At 51.5% G+C, this 17877-nt stretch carries 17 protein-coding genes; 8 read left to right on the top strand and 9 right to left on the bottom strand.

Annotated elements, in window-relative coordinates:
- Nucleotides 1-1302 carry a two-component system sensor histidine kinase RstB gene (gene rstB / locus M2374_RS14110; RefSeq protein WP_181688154.1) on the bottom strand — a complete coding sequence of 434 codons (1302 nt, stop codon included), beginning with the start codon at nucleotides 1300-1302 and terminating at the stop codon, nucleotides 1-3.
- A gap of 595 nt (nucleotides 1303-1897) precedes the next feature.
- On the opposite strand from rstB, the gene M2374_RS14105 reads away from it, so the two are divergent.
- The 3 genes from M2374_RS14105 to M2374_RS14095 all read left to right on the top strand — a co-directional run bounded on the left by M2374_RS14105 (nucleotide 1898) and on the right by M2374_RS14095 (nucleotide 4620).
- Nucleotides 1898-2350 carry an SgcJ/EcaC family oxidoreductase gene (locus tag M2374_RS14105; protein ID WP_096757119.1) on the top strand — a complete coding sequence of 151 codons (453 nt, stop codon included), beginning with the start codon at nucleotides 1898-1900 and terminating at the stop codon, nucleotides 2348-2350.
- 289 nt (nucleotides 2351-2639) lie between these two features.
- The gene (locus M2374_RS14100; protein WP_259155197.1) at nucleotides 2640-3470 is read left to right on the top strand and encodes an aminoglycoside phosphotransferase family protein; all 831 of its coding nucleotides are present in this window, start codon (nucleotides 2640-2642) and stop codon (nucleotides 3468-3470) included.
- A gap of 121 nt (nucleotides 3471-3591) precedes the next feature.
- Nucleotides 3592-4620 (top strand): HoxN/HupN/NixA family nickel/cobalt transporter, encoded by a 1029-nt coding sequence (locus M2374_RS14095; RefSeq protein ID WP_181625332.1) that lies wholly within the window; start codon nucleotides 3592-3594, stop codon nucleotides 4618-4620.
- Nucleotides 4621-4677: 57 nt separating this feature from the next.
- Here the strand turns inward: M2374_RS14095 and M2374_RS14090 are convergent, their stop codons facing one another.
- Together M2374_RS14090 and rstA are read right to left on the bottom strand one after the other, a co-directional pair.
- Nucleotides 4678-6030: an L-cystine transporter gene (locus M2374_RS14090; RefSeq protein WP_181688152.1), complete on the bottom strand. Its 1353-nt coding sequence runs from the start codon at nucleotides 6028-6030 to the stop codon at nucleotides 4678-4680.
- 242 nt (nucleotides 6031-6272) lie between these two features.
- On the bottom strand, nucleotides 6273-7016 hold the full coding sequence (rstA, locus tag M2374_RS14085) for a two-component system response regulator RstA (RefSeq protein ID WP_096757115.1): 744 nt from the start codon (nucleotides 7014-7016) through the stop codon (nucleotides 6273-6275).
- Nucleotides 7017-7133: 117 nt separating this feature from the next.
- On the opposite strand from rstA, the gene M2374_RS14080 reads away from it, so the two are divergent.
- Nucleotides 7134-7469, top strand: coding sequence for a GlpM family protein (locus M2374_RS14080; RefSeq protein WP_096757114.1), 336 nt, complete (start codon nucleotides 7134-7136; stop codon nucleotides 7467-7469).
- Here the strand turns inward: M2374_RS14080 and folM are convergent.
- The 3 genes from folM to ydgH form a co-directional block, all read right to left on the bottom strand.
- Nucleotides 7466-8185: a dihydromonapterin reductase gene (folM, locus tag M2374_RS14075; protein ID WP_096757113.1), complete on the bottom strand. Its 720-nt coding sequence runs from the start codon at nucleotides 8183-8185 to the stop codon at nucleotides 7466-7468. The two genes, M2374_RS14080 and folM, sit on opposite strands and share 4 nt — an antisense overlap.
- A 37-nt stretch (nucleotides 8186-8222) precedes the next feature.
- Nucleotides 8223-9605 carry an amino acid permease gene (locus M2374_RS14070; protein ID WP_096757112.1) on the bottom strand — a complete coding sequence of 461 codons (1383 nt, stop codon included), beginning with the start codon at nucleotides 9603-9605 and terminating at the stop codon, nucleotides 8223-8225.
- 186 nt (nucleotides 9606-9791) lie between these two features.
- The gene (gene ydgH, locus M2374_RS14065) at nucleotides 9792-10736 is read right to left on the bottom strand and encodes a DUF1471 family protein YdgH (protein WP_096757111.1); all 945 of its coding nucleotides are present in this window, start codon (nucleotides 10734-10736) and stop codon (nucleotides 9792-9794) included.
- A 525-nt stretch (nucleotides 10737-11261) separates the two neighbouring features.
- Here ydgH and pntA point away from each other — a divergent pair.
- The gene (pntA, locus tag M2374_RS14060) at nucleotides 11262-12791 is read left to right on the top strand and encodes a Re/Si-specific NAD(P)(+) transhydrogenase subunit alpha (RefSeq protein ID WP_135912078.1); all 1530 of its coding nucleotides are present in this window, start codon (nucleotides 11262-11264) and stop codon (nucleotides 12789-12791) included.
- 10 nt (nucleotides 12792-12801) lie between these two features.
- Nucleotides 12802-14190 carry a Re/Si-specific NAD(P)(+) transhydrogenase subunit beta gene (gene pntB / locus M2374_RS14055; protein WP_096757109.1) on the top strand — a complete coding sequence of 463 codons (1389 nt, stop codon included), beginning with the start codon at nucleotides 12802-12804 and terminating at the stop codon, nucleotides 14188-14190.
- Nucleotides 14191-14269: 79 nt separating this feature from the next.
- Here the strand turns inward: pntB and M2374_RS14050 are convergent, their stop codons facing one another.
- Complete coding sequence (locus M2374_RS14050; RefSeq protein WP_115258543.1) at nucleotides 14270-15304, bottom strand: AI-2E family transporter; 1035 nt, start codon at nucleotides 15302-15304, stop codon at nucleotides 14270-14272.
- A 414-nt stretch (nucleotides 15305-15718) separates the two neighbouring features.
- On the opposite strand from M2374_RS14050, the gene mdtJ reads away from it, so the two are divergent.
- Together mdtJ and mdtI are read left to right on the top strand one after the other, a co-directional pair.
- Complete coding sequence (gene mdtJ / locus M2374_RS14045; RefSeq protein ID WP_170972989.1) at nucleotides 15719-16084, top strand: multidrug/spermidine efflux SMR transporter subunit MdtJ; 366 nt, start codon at nucleotides 15719-15721, stop codon at nucleotides 16082-16084.
- Nucleotides 16071-16400, top strand: a complete 330-nt coding sequence (mdtI, locus tag M2374_RS14040; protein ID WP_040233868.1) for a multidrug/spermidine efflux SMR transporter subunit MdtI — start codon at nucleotides 16071-16073, stop codon at nucleotides 16398-16400. Before mdtJ ends, mdtI begins: the two co-directional genes overlap by 14 nt.
- A 35-nt stretch (nucleotides 16401-16435) precedes the next feature.
- On the opposite strand, the gene M2374_RS14035 is transcribed toward mdtI, so the two are convergent.
- The gene (locus tag M2374_RS14035; RefSeq protein ID WP_181688151.1) at nucleotides 16436-17257 is read right to left on the bottom strand and encodes a serine protease; all 822 of its coding nucleotides are present in this window, start codon (nucleotides 17255-17257) and stop codon (nucleotides 16436-16438) included.
- A gap of 269 nt (nucleotides 17258-17526) precedes the next feature.
- Nucleotides 17527-17847: an acid resistance repetitive basic protein Asr gene (gene asr, locus M2374_RS14030; RefSeq protein ID WP_115259947.1), complete on the bottom strand. Its 321-nt coding sequence runs from the start codon at nucleotides 17845-17847 to the stop codon at nucleotides 17527-17529.
- Nucleotides 17848-17877 lie beyond the last annotated feature (30 nt).

The raw sequence follows: 17877 nt of genomic DNA, 5'->3' as shown, positions 1-17877 counted from the left end.
TCAAGTAGCGGAAAATTCAGGAATGTTATGCCAGAGGGGCCAGCTAAAGGTGAAACGCGCGCCGCCGAGTTCGCTTTCGTCACACATCACCGTACCGCCCATGGCCTGCGCAATCGAGTGGACGATGGCCAGCCCGAGTCCGCAGCCGCCGGTGGCCCGGTCGCGGCTGGGATCGAGACGAACAAACGGTTCAAAAACTTGCTCACGGGCGTCAGGTGGAATGCCGGGGCCATCGTCTTCGACGATCAGCATCGCTTGATTACCCTGAAGCAGCAGACTGGCGTGAACCGTAGACTGGCAGTAGCGCAGGGCGTTGTTGAGTAAATTATCCAGGACGCGCTCCATCAGGCGCATATCCAGCGCACCGTAATCACCGGAGGTTAGATGGCGCAGGCGTACCGTGCGGTCAGGATTAACGCTTTGTACATCGTCCAGATGGGTGGTGAGCCATACCGGTAGGTTTGGTTCCGTGAGGTTTAACTCATTCTGTGGCCGGTCGAGTCGCGCATAGGTGAGTAACTCTTCGATGAGCGCTTCCAACTGGCTAATATCACGATTCAGCGCCTGGGATTCCTGTTCGCTGAGGTTATCGCTCATCTCCAGCCGGTAGCGTAAACGCACCAGCGGTGTGCGCAGCTCATGGGCGATGCCATCAATCAGCTGTTTTTTGCTGGCAATGAGCGCATTGATATTGTCCGCCATTTGGTTGAACGCCACGCCGAGCCGCTCAAAACTGGAACCGCTGTCAAAATGCAGCCGTTCACTCAGGTGTCCTTCACCAAAACGTTGCGCCGCCGCTTCCAGCCTCAACATCTCCTTCCAGTGCGGACGCATCCAGATAAGCACCGGGAAGGCCAGCGAAATGGCGATGAACGCCATCAGCGCGACGTCCAGCAAGCGCATTTGATGTAAAAAATAGAGATAGGGAACCGGGCCGACGGCAAGGACATAATGGCTGCGAGGAATACGCTGAATAAAGGTGTACTGGTCGTCGAGTGCCACAATATCGCCCTCGCGCAGACGCTGCTGGGTAGGGGCATCCAGATGGTATTTATTCAGCGGCTCCACGCGCAGATCAAACGAGAGGTTTAAATCCATCTCTTTCAGCGTCTTCCCCCACTCATGGGGCGGGATCTCGCGAAGTTCACTGCGCATCAAATACAAGGAGCTTTTCATTAAATCATCGAGCGACTGCCTGCCGGCGCGCTCTGCGGTGAATTTATATACCAAACCGACCAGCAGAGTCATCACCAGAAAGCAGACGAACAGCAACAGGTAAAACTGTACAAACAGCTTCTTCATAACAAATCACCGGACGCTCAATAAGTTAGCTAATACGCTTTTGCCACTCGGGGCTGGCGGGGGATTGCTGTATCCACCGAGACGCAGATTCAGAAATTCAGTCTGACCATCGTCAATCGCGCTTATCCCGGCAGAGTACACGGTATGAACCCTTTATGCATTCTCATGGCCCATGAGGCCCGTAATAAATACAGCATGTCTGGAACGGGCGAGGGCAGTTGGGCCAGGTAAACAGTCTCGTCTTAACAGAGTAATTGCTGCTGGCGGTTGTCTTTGTGCAAGGTGAGTGCGCGATATGAGGGGAGCATCATCTAAAAAGCCCGTACTGGATGCGGGCAAAAATACTGAAAGTCATGCTTCAGCAATAATCACTGAACTATAATTAACCAGGAAGTTGAACAGTCTCTACCCGTGGCGATAACACAAAAATCTCTTATAACTCCTTCGTATTGAATACCCTTTCCCTCACGGATTCCTTATTTTCACACACAGCGTATGTTGATGATTCCCATTGATAATGACATGCCATGCGATTTTTATAGCCTGGTTATCAATGGTTCAGCATTGCCATACGACCACGAATGGATTGATTAAAATGAAGAAATTATTTGGTCTTATTGCTTCACTGACCCTTCTGTCTGGCCCGGTTTTTGCGGTGTCGGCACCTGACTGCGTGAAGGTCGATAACGCTCAAATCGAAGCGCTATTTGATAAGTGGAACGCATCGTTAAAAACGGGCAACGCGAAGACGGTTTCAGAGAACTATCTCAGCGATGCGGTGTTACTGCCAACGGTATCCAATAAAGCCCGCTTAACGGATGCTGAACGCATTGATTATTTTGAGCATTTTCTGGCGAAGAAACCTACCGGAAAAATTGATACTCGCACTATTCGTCTGGGGTGCAACAAGGCGATAGATACCGGTACCTACACATTTACCTTCGCCGATAAATCTACCGTTTCAGCACGATATACGTTCACTTACGCATGGGATGGAAAAGAGTGGAAAATCTCTACCCATCATTCTTCGGCGATGCCTGAGGGGTAAAAAAAGTGCAGGGGGCGAGAATTGAGCGCTCCCTATTTTTATCGATGATGTGATTTTATTTTATTCTGAATGCTATGGCGCATTTGACCGTAAGGCAGCATAAACGATCTGTTTTTGAAGCTGGCGTTTGGCTCTTTCTCGAGGGCTGTATTTTTCAACCTAGCATAAAATTCTGTATAGGTGTAGGTGTCGCCCTGACCCGTCATCGTTATAATGCGGTAAAAATCTCGCTAATGTTCCACCAGCGATTCACTCAGGCTGAAGAGGGTGGCATTACTTTGGAAAGCATATGTTCAGTACCTGGTTAAGCCGCTGGAAACTCATCCCTGATGGTGCTCCCATCGTGACTCATACATCGTATCTGCTACCCGTGACAACAATTCACGGTGGCAAGAAAGCCATTCTTAAACTCACGGATGATGACAGTGAGCGAACCGGTTGTCAGTTGATGACCTGGTGGAACGGGAAAGGGGCGGCGAGGGTGCTGGCTCATGAAAATGGGGCGATTCTGTTAGAACGTGCCACAGGGACACAATCGCTGACGGATATGTCCCGGGAAGACCAGGATGCGCGAGCCTGCCGCATGATTTGCCAAACTGCCCGTCGACTCCATGTTGCGGCAAATACCTCAACACCGGTGCTCACGCCACTTGAACATTGGTTTCGCGATCTTGAGCCGACATCGCAACGTTTTGGTGGGATCATGCTTCGTTGCGCGCAGGCAGCCAATGTGCTTTTCTCCACTGCGCAAGATGTCGTGGTGCTGCACGGTGATTTACACCACGGTAATGTGCTTGATTTTGCAGAATCTGGATGGCTGGCTATCGATCCGAAAGGGTTGTTGGGTGAGCGTGGGTTTGATTACGCCAATATTTTCACCAATCCCGATCTTGCCGATCCTGGTATTGGCATCGCCATTGGTCCATCGCGGTTCACCCAGCGCGTCAACATCGTTTCAGAGGCTGCCGGACTTAAACGCGAGCGTCTTCTTCTGTGGATCGCGGCATGGTGTGGGCTTTCTTCCGCCTGGTTTCTGCAAGACGGGGACACTGCGGTAATAACCCTGCGGGTGGCGGATCTCGCGTTTGCTGAACTGGACTCAGGGTCTCTGCAACTTTGATCTATGACACGCGTCAGCAATTTTAAACCGTTATCATTAGGCTGATAAATATTTAGATTACCAATCAGTAAATGGTGGGTTAGGTTGTGTCTTTTGTGAATAAATTAATAGGCCGAAAACAATGAACGCGTTGTTTTCAGTGTGCAAAAAACGCCCGGATATTATGCTGCTGGTGGCGATTTTGGTCGGGGCAAACATTGTGGCGTGGCTGTGGGCTTTCACGGTGTTTAGTCATCATACCTCGCTTCTGGCGCTGAGCCTGGTCGCCTGGTGCTACGGTTTACGCCACGCCGTGGATGCCGATCATATCGCCGCCATCGACAGCGCAACCCGCAAACTGATGCAGCAAAAAAAGCGCGCATTGACCACCGGGGCATGGTTTTCTCTCGGACATTCCACCATTGTGGTACTGGCAAGTATTGGCATCGCCCTCACTACCAGCGTGTTTAAACATCATATGGCATGGTTGCAGAATGTTGGGGGCGTGATCGGTACGGCCGTTTCTGCTGCGTTCTTGCTGATTCTGGCGACCATCAATCTGATCATCTTCTGCCAGGTATGGAAGGCATTCCGCCATTTAAAACGTACGGGCACCTATTACGGAACCGCGGAAGAAATCACGATTTCAGGGCCTCTGAGTTGGCTCTTCCGCTCGGCCTTTAGGCTGGTGGGGAAAGACTGGCATATGTATTTTGTCGGCTTTTTGTTTGGGCTGGGTTTTGATACTGCCACAGAAATTTCGCTGTTAGGCATTTCTGCTTCAGGTGCTTCCAGTGGGATGTCCATCTGGTCCATTCTGGTGTTTCCGGCATTGTTTACCTGTGGCATGGCGTTAATTGATTGCCTCGACAGTATTCTGATGGTCGAGGCCTATGGCTGGGCCTTTAATAAGCCGCAGCGAAAGCTGTATTACAATATGACCATCACCGGAACCTCGGTGATTGTGGCGGTATTTATTGGCGGGCTGGAAGCGTTAGGATTACTGTCCGATGCGTTTTCACTTCAGGGCGGAATGTGGGATACGGTAAGCAATATGAGTGACCACATGGGTAATGTTGGTTTTATGATTATTGCTGTATTTCTCGGTTGCTGGATCCTCTCCGCGCTGAATTATCGCTGGAAAGACTATGACAGGTTGATGCTCAGCTAACCTAAATAAAGCCTTCCTGTCAGCGGGAAGGCTATTATCTGGCACTGCTCTGAACGGTTATTCAGCGTTGCTGAGCGATGTGGACGGTTGCTGCGCGGACGTTTCTTTACGCAAAATTCGGTTAGCCAGCACCCCCGACATCATTGAGCCGTTGACGTTTAATGCAGTCCTCGCCATATCGACAATCGGCTCAATAGCAATAAAAATCCCCACCAGCGCGACCGGAAAATTCAGCGTGGAAAGCACAATCAGTGCGGCAAACGTCCCACCACCACCGACGCCCGCCACCCCAATCGATCCCAGCGCAATCGCCGGTAGCATCGCGAGCAGAAAATGTACCGACAGCGGATCGATGCCCATTGTCGGTGCAATCATTGCTACCATAATCGCAGGGTAAATCCCGGCACAGCCATTCTGGCCCATGCTGGAGCCAAATGAAGCCGCGATATTGGCAATGGTATTTTGTACGCCAAATTTTTCCTGCGCGGTAATGGCCAGTGGAATAGAGGCAGCGCTGCTGCGCGAAACAAACGCAAAGGTTAAAACCGGCCACACGGTTTTAAAATAGCGCACAGGATTGTTTCCGCTAAGCAGCAAAATTAGCGCATGCACGATAAACATCATCAGCACGGCAATGTAGCAGGCGGCAATAAAGCCTAACAAACTGGCAAATTGTTCAAACCGATAAGCGGAAAATACGCCAGCCATTAATGCCATCACGCCATAGGGGGTGAGGGCAATAACGATGCGCACCATTTTCATCACCCAAATCTGGATGGCGTTAATGCCCGCGCTTAATTTTTCACCTTCTTGCGGTGCATCTTGTTTTACTTTTAATAATGCTACCCCGGCAAGCAGAGTGAAAATCACAATACCAATAACAGAAACGCTTCTGGCCCCGGTAAGATCGAGGAAGATATTGGTGGGGATCAGCGAGGTGACTAGCTTAGACAGTGAAACGGCGGCTGTTTTACTCACATCCTCAGCCGTAAACGTTGACTGCATATGGCCAAACGCGCTCGCATCCAGACCTAAAACGTGGGCGGTGAGCAGGCCAACAAATCCGGCGATCATCACCAGGCAGAGCATGCTCCCTACAATAGTGAGCGACATTTTGCCAATTCCGGCGCTGTTTTCGAGCTTATTAATCGCCGACAGGATAGAGATAAAGATTAGCGGAACCGCAACCAGTTTGAGTAAATTGACATAACCGTTACCGATGACGTTATACCAGTCGATAATTGTTTTGCTGTTGTCGGCTGCAATAAAATGCAGGGATAAGCCAATAACGGCACCGATAAAAATGGCAATGAAGACGCTTTTGGACAGGGAGTGACTTTTTTGGTCGATTCTGAATACAGCCCATGAACAAACCAAAAATAACGCGATATACGCGAGAGTAACGAACATAATGTAGCCTCTTGCCTCATTCAGCACCTGAAATGCCGGAAAGAGAGTGTATTTTTGAAATAAAACGCTGAGCCATAGTGGCTCAGGACCGGGACGGATTATAGGGAGGGGGACCACTGACAGCCACACAAAAAGTGTGGTTCAGACCGAGACGAGGTCTTTATGCTTATCCTGTAGACGATTTGCGTGACAGCGTAACGTTAAATGGCGAATTTGGCTGGGTTAAAACCAGCCTGGCGGGGTTATTTGCGTGGTTCATCATCCCAGGCGTGCGGGGCAAACAAATAGCCTTTATTACGGATGGTCTTGATGCGGTACGGCTCTGTGGCGTTATCCAGCAGTTTTTTACGCAGTCTGGAAATCGCCACATCAACGCTGCGATCCATCCCGTCATAACTCACACCGCGCAGATTTTTCAGCAACGCATCGCGATCCATAATGTGTCCCGCATGGGTTGCCAGCTCCCACAGTAGTTCGAAATCGGCGGTAGAAAGCGAAACGGGGTCACCAGCAAGTAGCACGGAACGATTGGTTGGATCGATAGTTAGCGTACCAAAGCGCAGTATGGTATGCGGCGTAAGGGTGGCCGCCTGAATACCTTTTGACTGCGTCGAATGTTCGTTCTGGCGTAAATGCAGGCGCAGGCGGGCCAGCAGCACCGCCGGCGGCGTCGTTTTCAGAATGTAGTCACAGGCTCCCATTTCGAGCGCCAGTATATGGTTCATATCGCTGTCGAGAGACGTCAGCAGAACAATTGGACCCTGCCAGCGCCCGCGCAAATCACGACAGATGGTCATTCCGTCTTTACCAGGCAGCATAATGTCTAACAACACCAGGTCGGGTTGAACCTGCAGGACCTTCTCTTCGGCTACATCGCCGCGCGGTTCAAGGATGACCTCTATATCGTGCCGGGCCAGGTAGGCGGCAATCAGCGAACCGACTTCAGGATCATCTTCAACAAATACGATGGTGTTCATATCATTCATTTTGATTATAAAGTGCCAACATACACCGCCCCTGTTTTTCCTTCCATTAATCTTTTCTAAACGAGAACGCTTCCGTTATGCTAGGGGCTGATGTTGTTGATGTGTTAAGGCAAAGTGATGGGGTTACTTATAAAAGCGGCGCTGGGTGCGCTGGTGGTGGTGTTGATTGGCGTGCTGGCTAAAACAAAGAATTACTATATTGCCGGATTAATTCCGCTGTTCCCGACATTTGCGCTGATCGCTCACTATATTGTGGCTAGCGAGCGCGGTATTGAAGCGTTACGCACCACAATTGTCTTCAGTATGTGGTCAATTATTCCCTATTTTGTCTACCTTGTTTCACTGTGGTACTTCACCGGGTTTATGCGCCTGCCCGTCGCGCTCGGCGGGGCGGTAGTCTGCTGGGGCCTGAGCGCGTGGTTGCTGATTATTTGTTGGGTAAAACTGCACTAACGCAGGTGGCGACCGCCATCCAGGGCAAAACTACGCCCGGTGACAAAACAGCTGGTCAACAGATAATCGATTAACTCAATGACCTCTTTCTCGCCGGGCGCGGTTTTCATCAGTGACTTGTTCAGAGCCTGCTGACGATATTCGGCGTCGTCATCTTCGTTAAACAGAATAAGCGATGGGGCGATGGCGTTCACTTTGACTTCTGGCGCCAGTTTACGCGCGAATGAGCGGGTCATGTTGTCCAGTGCAGCCTTGCTGGCGGCATACGCGATATGTTTGTCGCTGCCGCGCTCGACGACGTAATCTGTAAAATGGATGATGTCGCCGGCGGCGTGGCCGTGGCCGCGCAGCAGGCCTTCCAGCGCGTGGTTGAGCAGGTAGGGCGTGTTGACATGGATCTGCATCATGCTGGACAACACGTCAGACAGCGGTTTACCGGGTTTTTCTGCAACCCAGGCGCTGGCATTGTGCACGATGGCGCGTAATCCATCCGTTCGGTTTTTTACGTCATCAGCGAAGGCCAGCACGCCGGCATCGGTCGAAAAATCGGCCTGAATGCACACCGCGCCGGCTTCTTGCAGACCATCAATCGATGGATAATGCGTTCGATAGCTGATAATTACCGGCTGTTTTTGATTCAAAAAATGCCATGCAATTGCGAGGCCGATGCGACGGCCTGCGCCGGTGATAAGTATTGGCAGGGGCTTTTTACCCATCGTAATCTCCATTAACATCAAACGATGGGTATGACGTTTACCCCATCAACATCCAGGTAGCCGGAACGGCGGCGACCAGTAGCAGGCCGATCAAAACCAATTCCTGGCGGTTCAGCACGTTATCGTGCGTGTGCGTTTTTCTGGCGTAAAGAAAGACCAATAATCCTGGCGCATACAGCACCACAGACAGCAGCAGGTGCATTGGGCCAGAAGCATATAATAACCATAAGCCATAAATGCAGGCACCGACACCAACAGCCTGATGAATCGGGCGGGTGGCGATTTTCAGCAAAAATGCGCCAACGAGAAAATAAGGCACCAGAATCATCTCGGAGGCAATCGTCAGCAGCGTATTATAGTCAGAGCCTGTGAGCCAGATCAGCACCAGACACACCTGTACGCAGATATTGGTGAGCCACAGTGAAGACGACGGTGCACCTTGCGCATTTTGACGTGCGAAAATGCGCGGGAACGCTTTGTGCGTCGATGCCAGAAACGGCACTTCGGCTGCCATAATCGTCCAGCTTAAATAGGCACCGCAGACGGAAACTATCAGACCGGCCGCAATAATAATTTCACCCCATGGCCCCATCATTTTGACCATTAGTCCGGCCATTGACGGGTTACGGATTTCAGCCAGTTCCGGGCGAGCAACCACGCCAAGGGAAAGTAGGGTAACCAACAGATAAACACCCAGCGCGGCCAATACCGCCAGCAGCGTGGCGCGACCGACATCGCGTTTATTGCGGGCACGTGCTGACACTACGACCGCGCCTTCTACCCCGATGAACACCCACAGCGTGATGAGCATGGTGTTTTTGACCTGTTCCCAGACCGGAACACCCAGCGCAATACCGGTAAAATCCAGGGTAAAGGTATCAAGCTTAAACAGCATAAAGGCCAGCACGACAAACAGACCCAGCGGCAATAATTTCGCCAGTGTCGCTACTAGGTTAATGCTGGCGGCGGTTTGTACACCGCGTAATACCAGAAAATGGACCACCCACAGCAGCACTGAGGCCCCGACGATAGACTGCCAGGTATTTCCATCGCCAAATAAACGCAATTCAGGCGTATCGGTGAAGAAGCTGAGTGCGGAAAAAACGATCACCAGATAAGAAACGTTGGCGATAACGGCACACAGCCAGTAACCCCATGCCGAGCAGAAACCAATCAGTTCGCCAAAACCTTCACGGGCGTAGGTAAAAATACCGCCGTCCAGATCGGGACGGATGCGCGTCAGGATGAGCATGGCAAAGGCCAGCAGGAGAATTCCCGCGCCGGTAATCGCCCAACCAATCAGTAATGCGGCCGGGCTGGCAACCGCTGCCATATTTTGTGGCAGGCTGAAAACGCCCGCGCCGAGCATTGAGCTTAAAACCAGCGCGGTCAGTGCGCTCAGACCCAATTTCTTTTCCATTTGTATCCAGTGACAAAAACGAGAGTGAGAGAATAATTATTTTGGCAAACCGCATAAAAATGGAGGAAGCCACTAAGGCGCGGAATTTTACGGAGAGAAGGGAGCGCATGCAATGGGCATGGGGAGATTTGTGACTAAAAATGCGAAAGGCGGCAAAAAGCCGCCTTATATTGTTACTCGTGACCGTTATTTATACAGATCGGCACTGATGGTCACGTTGTTACCACGTTCCTGCCACTGGCGGGTAATGTGGTAGTACTTGGCGCCTTTTTTCGCGGCACGTTTAGCAACCTGATAAGAAACTTCAGTCATGTTGCCGTAGTTACCGGTGAACTTGATGCTGTCAAACGGCACCATCATGGCGGCGGTTGCTTTGTTCAGTTCTTCTACTTTCGTACCATCCGGAAGCGTGACAGTGTAACGTCCACCTTTGGTTGACTGCGTTTCGAAGAAACGACCCACTTCTGCACTCGGAGATGCGGTGGTAGCTACGCCCGGGATCTCAACTTTCTTCGCGGCTTCGCCACCGGCTGCTAATGCTGCACGTCCGGCATCAGAATCAGCTGGGATGGCGTCAGGGCTTTGTACAACACGTTTTTTCGCATCGGCTTTATAGACAAATGCGGTAATACGCTGGTTGCCACCCTGGTTAGCATCGACCTGACGGACAATATAGAAAGAGTAAGCCCCTTTCTCTCTCGCCGCTTTGGTGATGGCGTCGTTGACTTCAGGCTGGCTACGGTAGAAACCCTGCACCGTGACGGTATCGTACGGTTCCAGCAACACGGCCTGATCTTTGGGTAATTCTACAACACCGTTGATGACGCGATTTTTGTTAGCTTCCGCTTTTTCTGCGTCGGCTTTATAGACGTCGGCAACAACACGCCAGTTACCGCCGCTGCCAAAATCTGAGGTATCAACAACGTAAAAGGAGGCTGCACCGTCTTTATCTGCACGGCGGGATACGGCGGCAACCGCATCACCGATAGCATTAAAACGGCCGGTCACCACAATGCGGTCATAGGGTTTCAGGGCAGCCGCTTGCTCCGGCGTCAATTCTGTCGCTGCATTTACAGAAAAAGCAGTCGCAGAAAGAAGTGCGGACGCCAGGAGAGTGTTCTTAAGCTTCATAAAAATAATCCTTCGCCTTGCGCAAACCAGGTACTGGTATTGTTATTGACTAGAAACGTGGCTGATTATTGCATTTAAATTGTGTCAGTGTCTGCGTCATTTTTCACTCATCGTGCCAGCCGTCGTAACAACATCGATAACATTTAGTGATATGTCTAAAAATTCGGCATTTCAGCGCTAAAACTGATAAATCGGTTGAATTTCATAAGTTAATTTAATGTTAATCAATTGTTCCGTGGTGGCGCTTAATCATGTTTTGCCGCTTGGCTTGAGCGATTTATCGGCCTTTGCGGGCTATTTCAAGGGCATTATCCCTGTCTGCGGGTTAATTCATCCCGGTTTTGCGAATTTCATAATAAATACTGTTTTTTGGCGCTAGATCACAGGCGTTAATTTCAGTAGGTTATACAGAGTTTGTTACTGTTTTATTTTGTTGGGGTAACACTTACCTCTTACGTAAGTGCGCGCAGGCCGCTTGCGAACATTGATAAACCATCATCAAAAATACAGATGGAAGGGAACATTATGCGAATTGGCATACCAAGAGAACGGTTAACCAATGAAACCCGCGTAGCAGCCACACCGAAGACGGTTGAGCAGCTGCTGAAGCTGGGTTTTAGCGTCGCGGTTGAAAGCGGCGCGGGTCAACTGGCAAGTTTTGACGACAAGGCGTTTGTGCAAGCGGGCGCGGAAATTGTTGACGGGGATGCGGTCTGGCAGTCAGAGATTATCCTGAAGGTCAACGCACCAGAAGAATTTGAGATTCCGTTGTTGAATCCGGGGACCACGCTGGTCAGTTTCCTCTGGCCGGCGCAAAACCCGGAGTTGCTGCAAAAACTCGCCGAGCGCAATGTCACCGTGATGGCAATGGACTCCGTACCGCGTATTTCGCGTGCGCAGTCGCTGGATGCCCTCAGTTCGATGGCCAACATCGCCGGATATCGCGCCATTGTTGAAGCGGCGCATGAGTTTGGTCGCTTCTTTACCGGACAAATTACCGCCGCGGGTAAGGTCCCGCCAGCCAAAGTGATGGTGATCGGTGCCGGGGTGGCGGGTCTTGCGGCCATTGGTGCGGCCAACAGCCTGGGGGCGATTGTTCGCGCCTTCGATACGCGCCCGGAAGTGAAAGAACAAGTGCAAAGTATGGGCGCTGAATTCCTCGAGCTGGATTTCAAAGAGGAAGCGGGCAGCGGCGATGGTTACGCCAAGGTGATGTCCGAAGCGTTTATCAAAGCGGAAATGGAACTGTTCGCCGCGCAGGCGAAAGACGTCGATATTATCGTCACCACCGCGTTGATTCCGGGTAAACCGGCCCCGAAACTAATCACCCGTGAAATGGTTGACTCCATGAAAGCGGGCAGCGTGATTGTCGATCTCGCTGCGCAAAACGGCGGTAACTGCGAATACACCGTGGCAAATCAGGTGACCACGACCGAGAACGGCGTCAAGGTTATTGGTTATACCGACCTTCCGGGCCGTTTGCCGACGCAGTCTTCCCAGCTATACGGGACCAACCTCGTTAACCTGCTGAAGCTGCTGTGCAAAGAGAAAGACGGCAATATCACCGTGGATTTCGACGATGTGGTGGTGCGCGGTGTGACGGTGGTTCGCGAAGGTGAAATCACCTGGCCTGCGCCGCCGATCCAGGTTTCCGCTCAGCCTCAGGCGGCAGCAAAAGCTGCACCTGCACCGGTTGAAGAGAAAAAAACCGTCTCACCGTGGCGTAAATACGCCTTGATGGCGTTGGTGGTTATTCTGTTTGGCTGGCTGGCCGATGTGGCGCCAAAAGAGTTCCTTGGACACTTTACCGTGTTCGCGCTTTCCTGCGTGGTCGGTTACTACGTGGTCTGGAACGTGTCGCATGCGCTGCATACGCCGCTGATGTCTGTGACGAACGCCATCTCCGGGATCATCGTTGTGGGGGCATTATTGCAGATTGGCCAGGGTGGCTGGGTGAGTTTCCTGAGCTTTATCGCGGTACTTATTGCCAGCATTAATATTTTCGGTGGCTTCACCGTGACTCAGCGCATGCTGAAAATGTTCCGGAAAAACTAAGGGGTAGCACATGTCTGGAGGATTAGTTACAGCTGCATACATTGTTGCCGCGATCCTGTTTATTTTCAGTCTGGCGGGGCTTTCTAAGCATGAAACGTCCCAGCAGGGTAATAACTTCGGTATCGCCGGGATGGCGATTGCTCTGATTGCCACGATCTTTGGTCCGGATACCGGCAACGTCGCGTGGATTCTGGTTGCCATGATCATCGGTGGCGCGATTGGTATTCGTCTGGCGAAGAAAGTCGAAATGACCGAGATGCCGGAGCTGGTGGCGATCCTGCACAGCTTCGTTGGCCTGGCGGCGGTGCTGGTTGGTTTTAACAGCTACCTGTATCACGAGGCGGGTCTGGAACCGATTCTGGTGAATATTCACCTGACTGAAGTGTTCCTTGGCATCTTCATCGGTGCGGTGACCTTCACGGGTTCTATCGTGGCGTTTGGTAAACTGCGCGGGAAGATATCCTCTAAGCCGCTGATGCTGCCGAATCGCCACAAGCTGAACCTTGCGGCGCTGGTGGTTTCGTTCCTGCTGCTGGTGCTGTTCGTGCGTACTGAAAGCGTGGGTCTGCAGGTTCTGGCGTTGCTGGTGATGACCATTATCGCGCTGGCGTTTGGCTGGCATCTGGTGGCGTCTATCGGCGGGGCAGATATGCCGGTTGTGGTATCGATGCTGAACTCCTATTCAGGATGGGCGGCAGCGGCGGCGGGCTTTATGTTGAGCAACGATCTGCTGATTGTTACCGGTGCGCTGGTGGGGTCTTCGGGTGCGATCCTGTCTTACATTATGTGTAAGGCGATGAACCGCTCCTTCATCAGCGTCATTGCTGGTGGTTTTGGTACCGACGGTTCTTCTACTGGTGACGATCAGGAAGCGGGTGAGCATCGCGAGATTTCCGCGGAAGAAACGGCAGAAATGCTGAAGGATTCGCACTCGGTGATTATCACTCCAGGCTATGGCATGGCGGTGGCGCAGGCACAGTATCCGGTGGCCGAAATCACCGAGAAACTGCGTGCGCGCGGCATCAAGGTGCGTTTCGGTATCCACCCGGTTGCCGGGCGTCTGCCGGGGCATATGAACGTGCTGCTGGCGGAAGCGAAGGTGCCTTACGATATCGTGCTGGAAATGGATGAAATCAACGATGATTTCGCCGATACCGACACCGTACTGGTCATCGGCGCGAACGATACTGTTAACCCGGCGGCGCTGGACGATCCGAAAAGCCCAATCGCCGGTATGCCGGTTCTGGAAGTGTGGAAGGCGCAGAATGTCATTGTGTTTAAACGTTCAATGAATACCGGTTATGCCGGCGTGCAGAACCCACTGTTCTTTAAAGATAACACCCATATGCTGTTTGGCGATGCCAAAGCCAGCGTGGATGCGATTCTGAAAGCGCTGTAATTATTACTAGCATGTCATACGGCCTCCTCGGAGGCCGTTTTTTTATGGCACATTCCGCTTATTAGTGAGAGAGGCGGCTTCACGCTTTATTGAGATCGCCCAGCAAAACGGCAATGCTTTGGCCGCCTTCAGTTTGCTCAAGTGCAATTTTAACGATGATGGTGAGTGGGACAGAAAGCAGCATGCCAACCGGTCCCAGTAACCAGCCCCAGAATATCAACGACAGAAAAACCACCAGCGTCGATAGCCCCAGTCCGCGTCCCATGATGCGCGGTTCGAGAATGTTACCGAATATCAGGTTAATCGCCAGATAGCCCGCCAGCACCACCAGGGCATCGTAAAATCCGCTAAACACCAGTACCTGAGCAATAGGGGGGATCGCCGCCAGCACGGATCCGATATTGGGGATGTAGTTCAGCGCGAAAGCCAGCAGTCCCCAGACAAATGCGAAGCGGACATCCAGTGCGGCCAGCATGCCCCAGGCGACCAGTCCGGTGACAATACTGATGGCCGTTTTGAGGACCAGGTAGTGTGACACGCTGTCGATTGCGCGTTGAATAGCGGCCATTCCCTCAACGGGTCTGCTCATCATTTGTTTGAGTTTGCCGGGTAACTGTGGCACTTCCAGTAGCATAAACACGACGGTCAGCAGCAGTAAAAAGATAGATGACATGGCATTGGACAATTGCGTCAGCAAATTGGTCACCAGCGTCATCGCCGCATTAGGGTCGATATACTTCACGAGTTCGTCGACGGAAACACCAATTCCCGCGCGCTGTAGCCACGGTTCGATATTTTTCAACGGGATAACCAGTGAAGAACGGTATTGCGGTAACGTTCTCGCTAATTCATTTAAGGATGTCCCTAAATATGCTAAAAGCAGCACCATTAGCATCACAATAATAACCACCAGCAATGACACTGCTAATACTCGCGGAATGCGAAGTTTGACCATTCGCTGGACCACGGGATTAAGCACCACGGCAATAAATAACGCCAGAATAAAGGGGACAATGATATCGGCCGCAAAGCGGACGCCGGTCAGAATGATCACCAGCATGCCCAACATAATGACTAATTTTAGACCGCTAAGCGTGATAATGGGTTTCGCCATGTTTATTCCTGAAGAGTTATCCTGAACCTGGATAATAGTGTGATCTGCCTCGAGTCGTTATAACAAAAATCAAACGAACCAGGTAAAGAAGTGAAAAGATTTTGAGTTCGTCTTGAACCTATGATACAAATTGCGTGTGTTTAACTACCGAGGACAATTATCATCCGCGATGACGAGAAGCAACACTGCGGATAATTGTAATATTATGGACAATACGTTCAGGATGTTTTTGCGTTTACCTACACTTCTTCGTACCTCTTCTACTTTCCTGCTTGCAGGTGAGCAACTCTGGCGCAACGCGCTTTAGTCCCTTCTTCTGCCTGAGCTGGCGTTATGCGCTGAGCTATCTGATTTTATTTTTTGGTTTGCTGCATGCAGTAAGCCCAAAGGACTTTATTCTCTAGCAGGAGAAGTATCATGTTTTACTGGATTTTATTAGGTCTGGCCATTGCGGCTGAAATTACAGGTACGCTGTCGATGAAATGGGCAAGCGTAGGTAATGGTAATGCGGGCTTTATTTTAATGCTGGTAATGATCGCCTTATCGTATATTTTTCTCAGTTTCGCCGTTAAAAAAATCGCCCTCGGCGTGGCCTACGCGTTATGGGAAGGTATCGGTATTTTATTTATTACGCTGTTTAGCGTGCTGTTATTTGACGAAACCCTGTCGGCGATGAAGGTGGCCGGATTAGTCTCGCTAGTGTTCGGTATCGTGCTGATTAAATCAGGCACACGAAAGCCAGCAAAAGCGAGGGGCGAGGTGACCCATGCAGCAGTTTGAATGGGTTCACGGCGCCTGGTTGGGGATGGCCATCGTGCTGGAAATTGTCGCTAACGTCTTTTTGAAATTTTCCGATGGTTTTCGTCGTAAAGCCTATGGCGTGCTGTCATTGGTCGCCGTGCTGGCAGCCTTTAGTGCGCTGTCTCAGGCGGTAAAAGGCATCGACCTTTCCGTTGCTTATGCCCTGTGGGGGGGATTCGGGATTGCCGCCACGTTGGCCGCAGGCTGGGTGCTTTTTGGTCAGCGCCTGAATAATAAAGGCTGGATCGGCGTGGCATTGTTGCTGGCCGGTATGATCATGATTAAACTCGCCTGATAAAAATGCTGCCTGTATCTGCGGGCAGCATGTTGTTATCCCTTCGCTAACGCGTCCAGTTTATCGCGAAAACCGGTGACCGAAATCGCGCGGTTATCGGCCCGCCAGCGATCTTTCGCCGCCGGAGCGGAGCTCTGCACACCAATCAATTGCCAGCCCGCATCTGTCTTCAGCATCAATGGGGAACCGCTGTCACCCGGGAGCGTGTCGCACTGATGAGACATGACGGTGTTTTGCGCCCAGCCGGTCACTACACAATCCTGATGCGCATACAGATCGTCCAGATGGTCTTCCGGGTAGCCTGACTGAGTGACTTTGCGATCGACGGCTTTCAGCGCAGCGGTTAATGCGGTTTTATCGCCTTCATACAAGGGAAGCGGTGTAATTCCTGATGGGGGGTAACGCAACACCACCAGACCAAAATCCCAGGGTGCCGCAGAAGGGGGCACAATCCAGCCGTCGCCATCCGCTTTTAAGCGCTTGCCAAGTGAAGGATCAACCCGTGCCTCAATGCCGTGGATTTCATAGCGCCAGCCGCCTTTTTTTGACACAAAGCGCAGCGCAACGGCTTTATCCGGCTTGCCTTTAGGGGGCGTTAACAGACAGTGCCCGGCGGTCAAGGCCAGATGCGGAGAAATGAGCGTGGCCGTACACAGGTTACCGCTGGCGGTTTCCAGTTGTCCGATGGCGTCCCAGGGAGATTGCGTCGGGTCTGGGATCTGTACGCGATCGTCATGACCAAAGAAGAGCGTTTTAATGTCTTCAGCTTCAGTGGCGGGCGTTGCTGGCCGATCCGCATGCGCAACGCCAGGAGAAAGATAAATAGAACCCAGTAATACCGCAATGGTTTTATGCATATCACACTCTGGTGGGGAATTATGATTATTAAAAGCAAACCCTCAATGAATACTATAGACGGGACGGTGGGAAAGTGGGAGTAAAATCAGGTAACTACACTCAGGAAAGATAAAAGTGCGTGGCAATAAGGCCGCAAATTATCAGTGTAATAAGAATGAACTCAAAGCGGTAATGGGACACCCTTTTACCCTCCGAACGCGGCGCTAAACCGACAAGAGCTAGCGCCGTAGGCGCTGGCGTGGGGGACGCCAGCGTTATTTCTGACGGATTATGCCGCTGGCTGAGCCGCAGGTTTAGCTGCGTCGTGTTTTACGGCTTTTTTGCTGTGCTTTTTAGCTGCCTGTGCTTTTTGCTCTGGTGCTTTTTGTTCTGCAGCAGGTTTAGCGGTGGTTTTTTTGGTGTGTTTCTTGGCAGATTGCGCTTTCTGCGGTGCCGCCTTGTGCTGTTTTTTATGATGTGTGGTTTTAGCCGGGGCTGCTTTGGTGGTGGCTGCAGCGGCCGGAGTCGTGGTGGCCGTTGTTTCAGCAGCAAATGCAGCAGAAGACAGACCCATAGCAGCGGCAACAACCAGAGCTAATACTTTTTTCATTGTCATACCCTCGATTTGGTTTTTCATTCA

Origin of the sequence: Citrobacter sp. JUb117 (assembly GCF_024809055.1) — a bacterium.
GTDB classification, from domain to species: Bacteria; Pseudomonadota; Gammaproteobacteria; order Enterobacterales; family Enterobacteriaceae; genus Citrobacter; species Citrobacter gillenii.
The sequence above is the reverse complement of the archived record's forward strand: the minus strand, read 5'-3'. Positions and strand labels throughout refer to the sequence as shown.

Bases quoted from the DNA above. Each gene is read 5' to 3' on its own strand.
- M2374_RS14035 (WP_181688151.1), bottom strand. From the start codon at position 17,257: ATGCATAAAACCATTGCGGTATTACTGGGTTCTATTTATCTTTCTCCT.
- M2374_RS14050 (WP_115258543.1), bottom strand. From the start codon at position 15,304: ATGGCGAAACCCATTATCACGCTTAGCGGTCTAAAATTAGTCATTATG.
- mdtI (WP_040233868.1), top strand. From the start codon at position 16,071: ATGCAGCAGTTTGAATGGGTTCACGGCGCCTGGTTGGGGATGGCCATC.
- ydgH (WP_096757111.1), bottom strand. From the start codon at position 10,736: ATGAAGCTTAAGAACACTCTCCTGGCGTCCGCACTTCTTTCTGCGACT.
- M2374_RS14080 (WP_096757114.1), top strand. From the start codon at position 7,134: ATGGGGTTACTTATAAAAGCGGCGCTGGGTGCGCTGGTGGTGGTGTTG.
- M2374_RS14100 (WP_259155197.1), top strand. From the start codon at position 2,640: ATGTTCAGTACCTGGTTAAGCCGCTGGAAACTCATCCCTGATGGTGCT.
- asr (WP_115259947.1), bottom strand. From the start codon at position 17,847: ATGAAAAAAGTATTAGCTCTGGTTGTTGCCGCTGCTATGGGTCTGTCT.
- rstA (WP_096757115.1), bottom strand. From the start codon at position 7,016: ATGAATGATATGAACACCATCGTATTTGTTGAAGATGATCCTGAAGTC.
- rstB (WP_181688154.1), bottom strand. From the start codon at position 1,302: ATGAAGAAGCTGTTTGTACAGTTTTACCTGTTGCTGTTCGTCTGCTTT.
- M2374_RS14090 (WP_181688152.1), bottom strand. From the start codon at position 6,030: ATGTTCGTTACTCTCGCGTATATCGCGTTATTTTTGGTTTGTTCATGG.
- pntB (WP_096757109.1), top strand. From the start codon at position 12,802: ATGTCTGGAGGATTAGTTACAGCTGCATACATTGTTGCCGCGATCCTG.
- pntA (WP_135912078.1), top strand. From the start codon at position 11,262: ATGCGAATTGGCATACCAAGAGAACGGTTAACCAATGAAACCCGCGTA.
- M2374_RS14105 (WP_096757119.1), top strand. From the start codon at position 1,898: ATGAAGAAATTATTTGGTCTTATTGCTTCACTGACCCTTCTGTCTGGC.
- folM (WP_096757113.1), bottom strand. From the start codon at position 8,185: ATGGGTAAAAAGCCCCTGCCAATACTTATCACCGGCGCAGGCCGTCGC.
- M2374_RS14095 (WP_181625332.1), top strand. From the start codon at position 3,592: ATGAACGCGTTGTTTTCAGTGTGCAAAAAACGCCCGGATATTATGCTG.
- M2374_RS14070 (WP_096757112.1), bottom strand. From the start codon at position 9,605: ATGGAAAAGAAATTGGGTCTGAGCGCACTGACCGCGCTGGTTTTAAGC.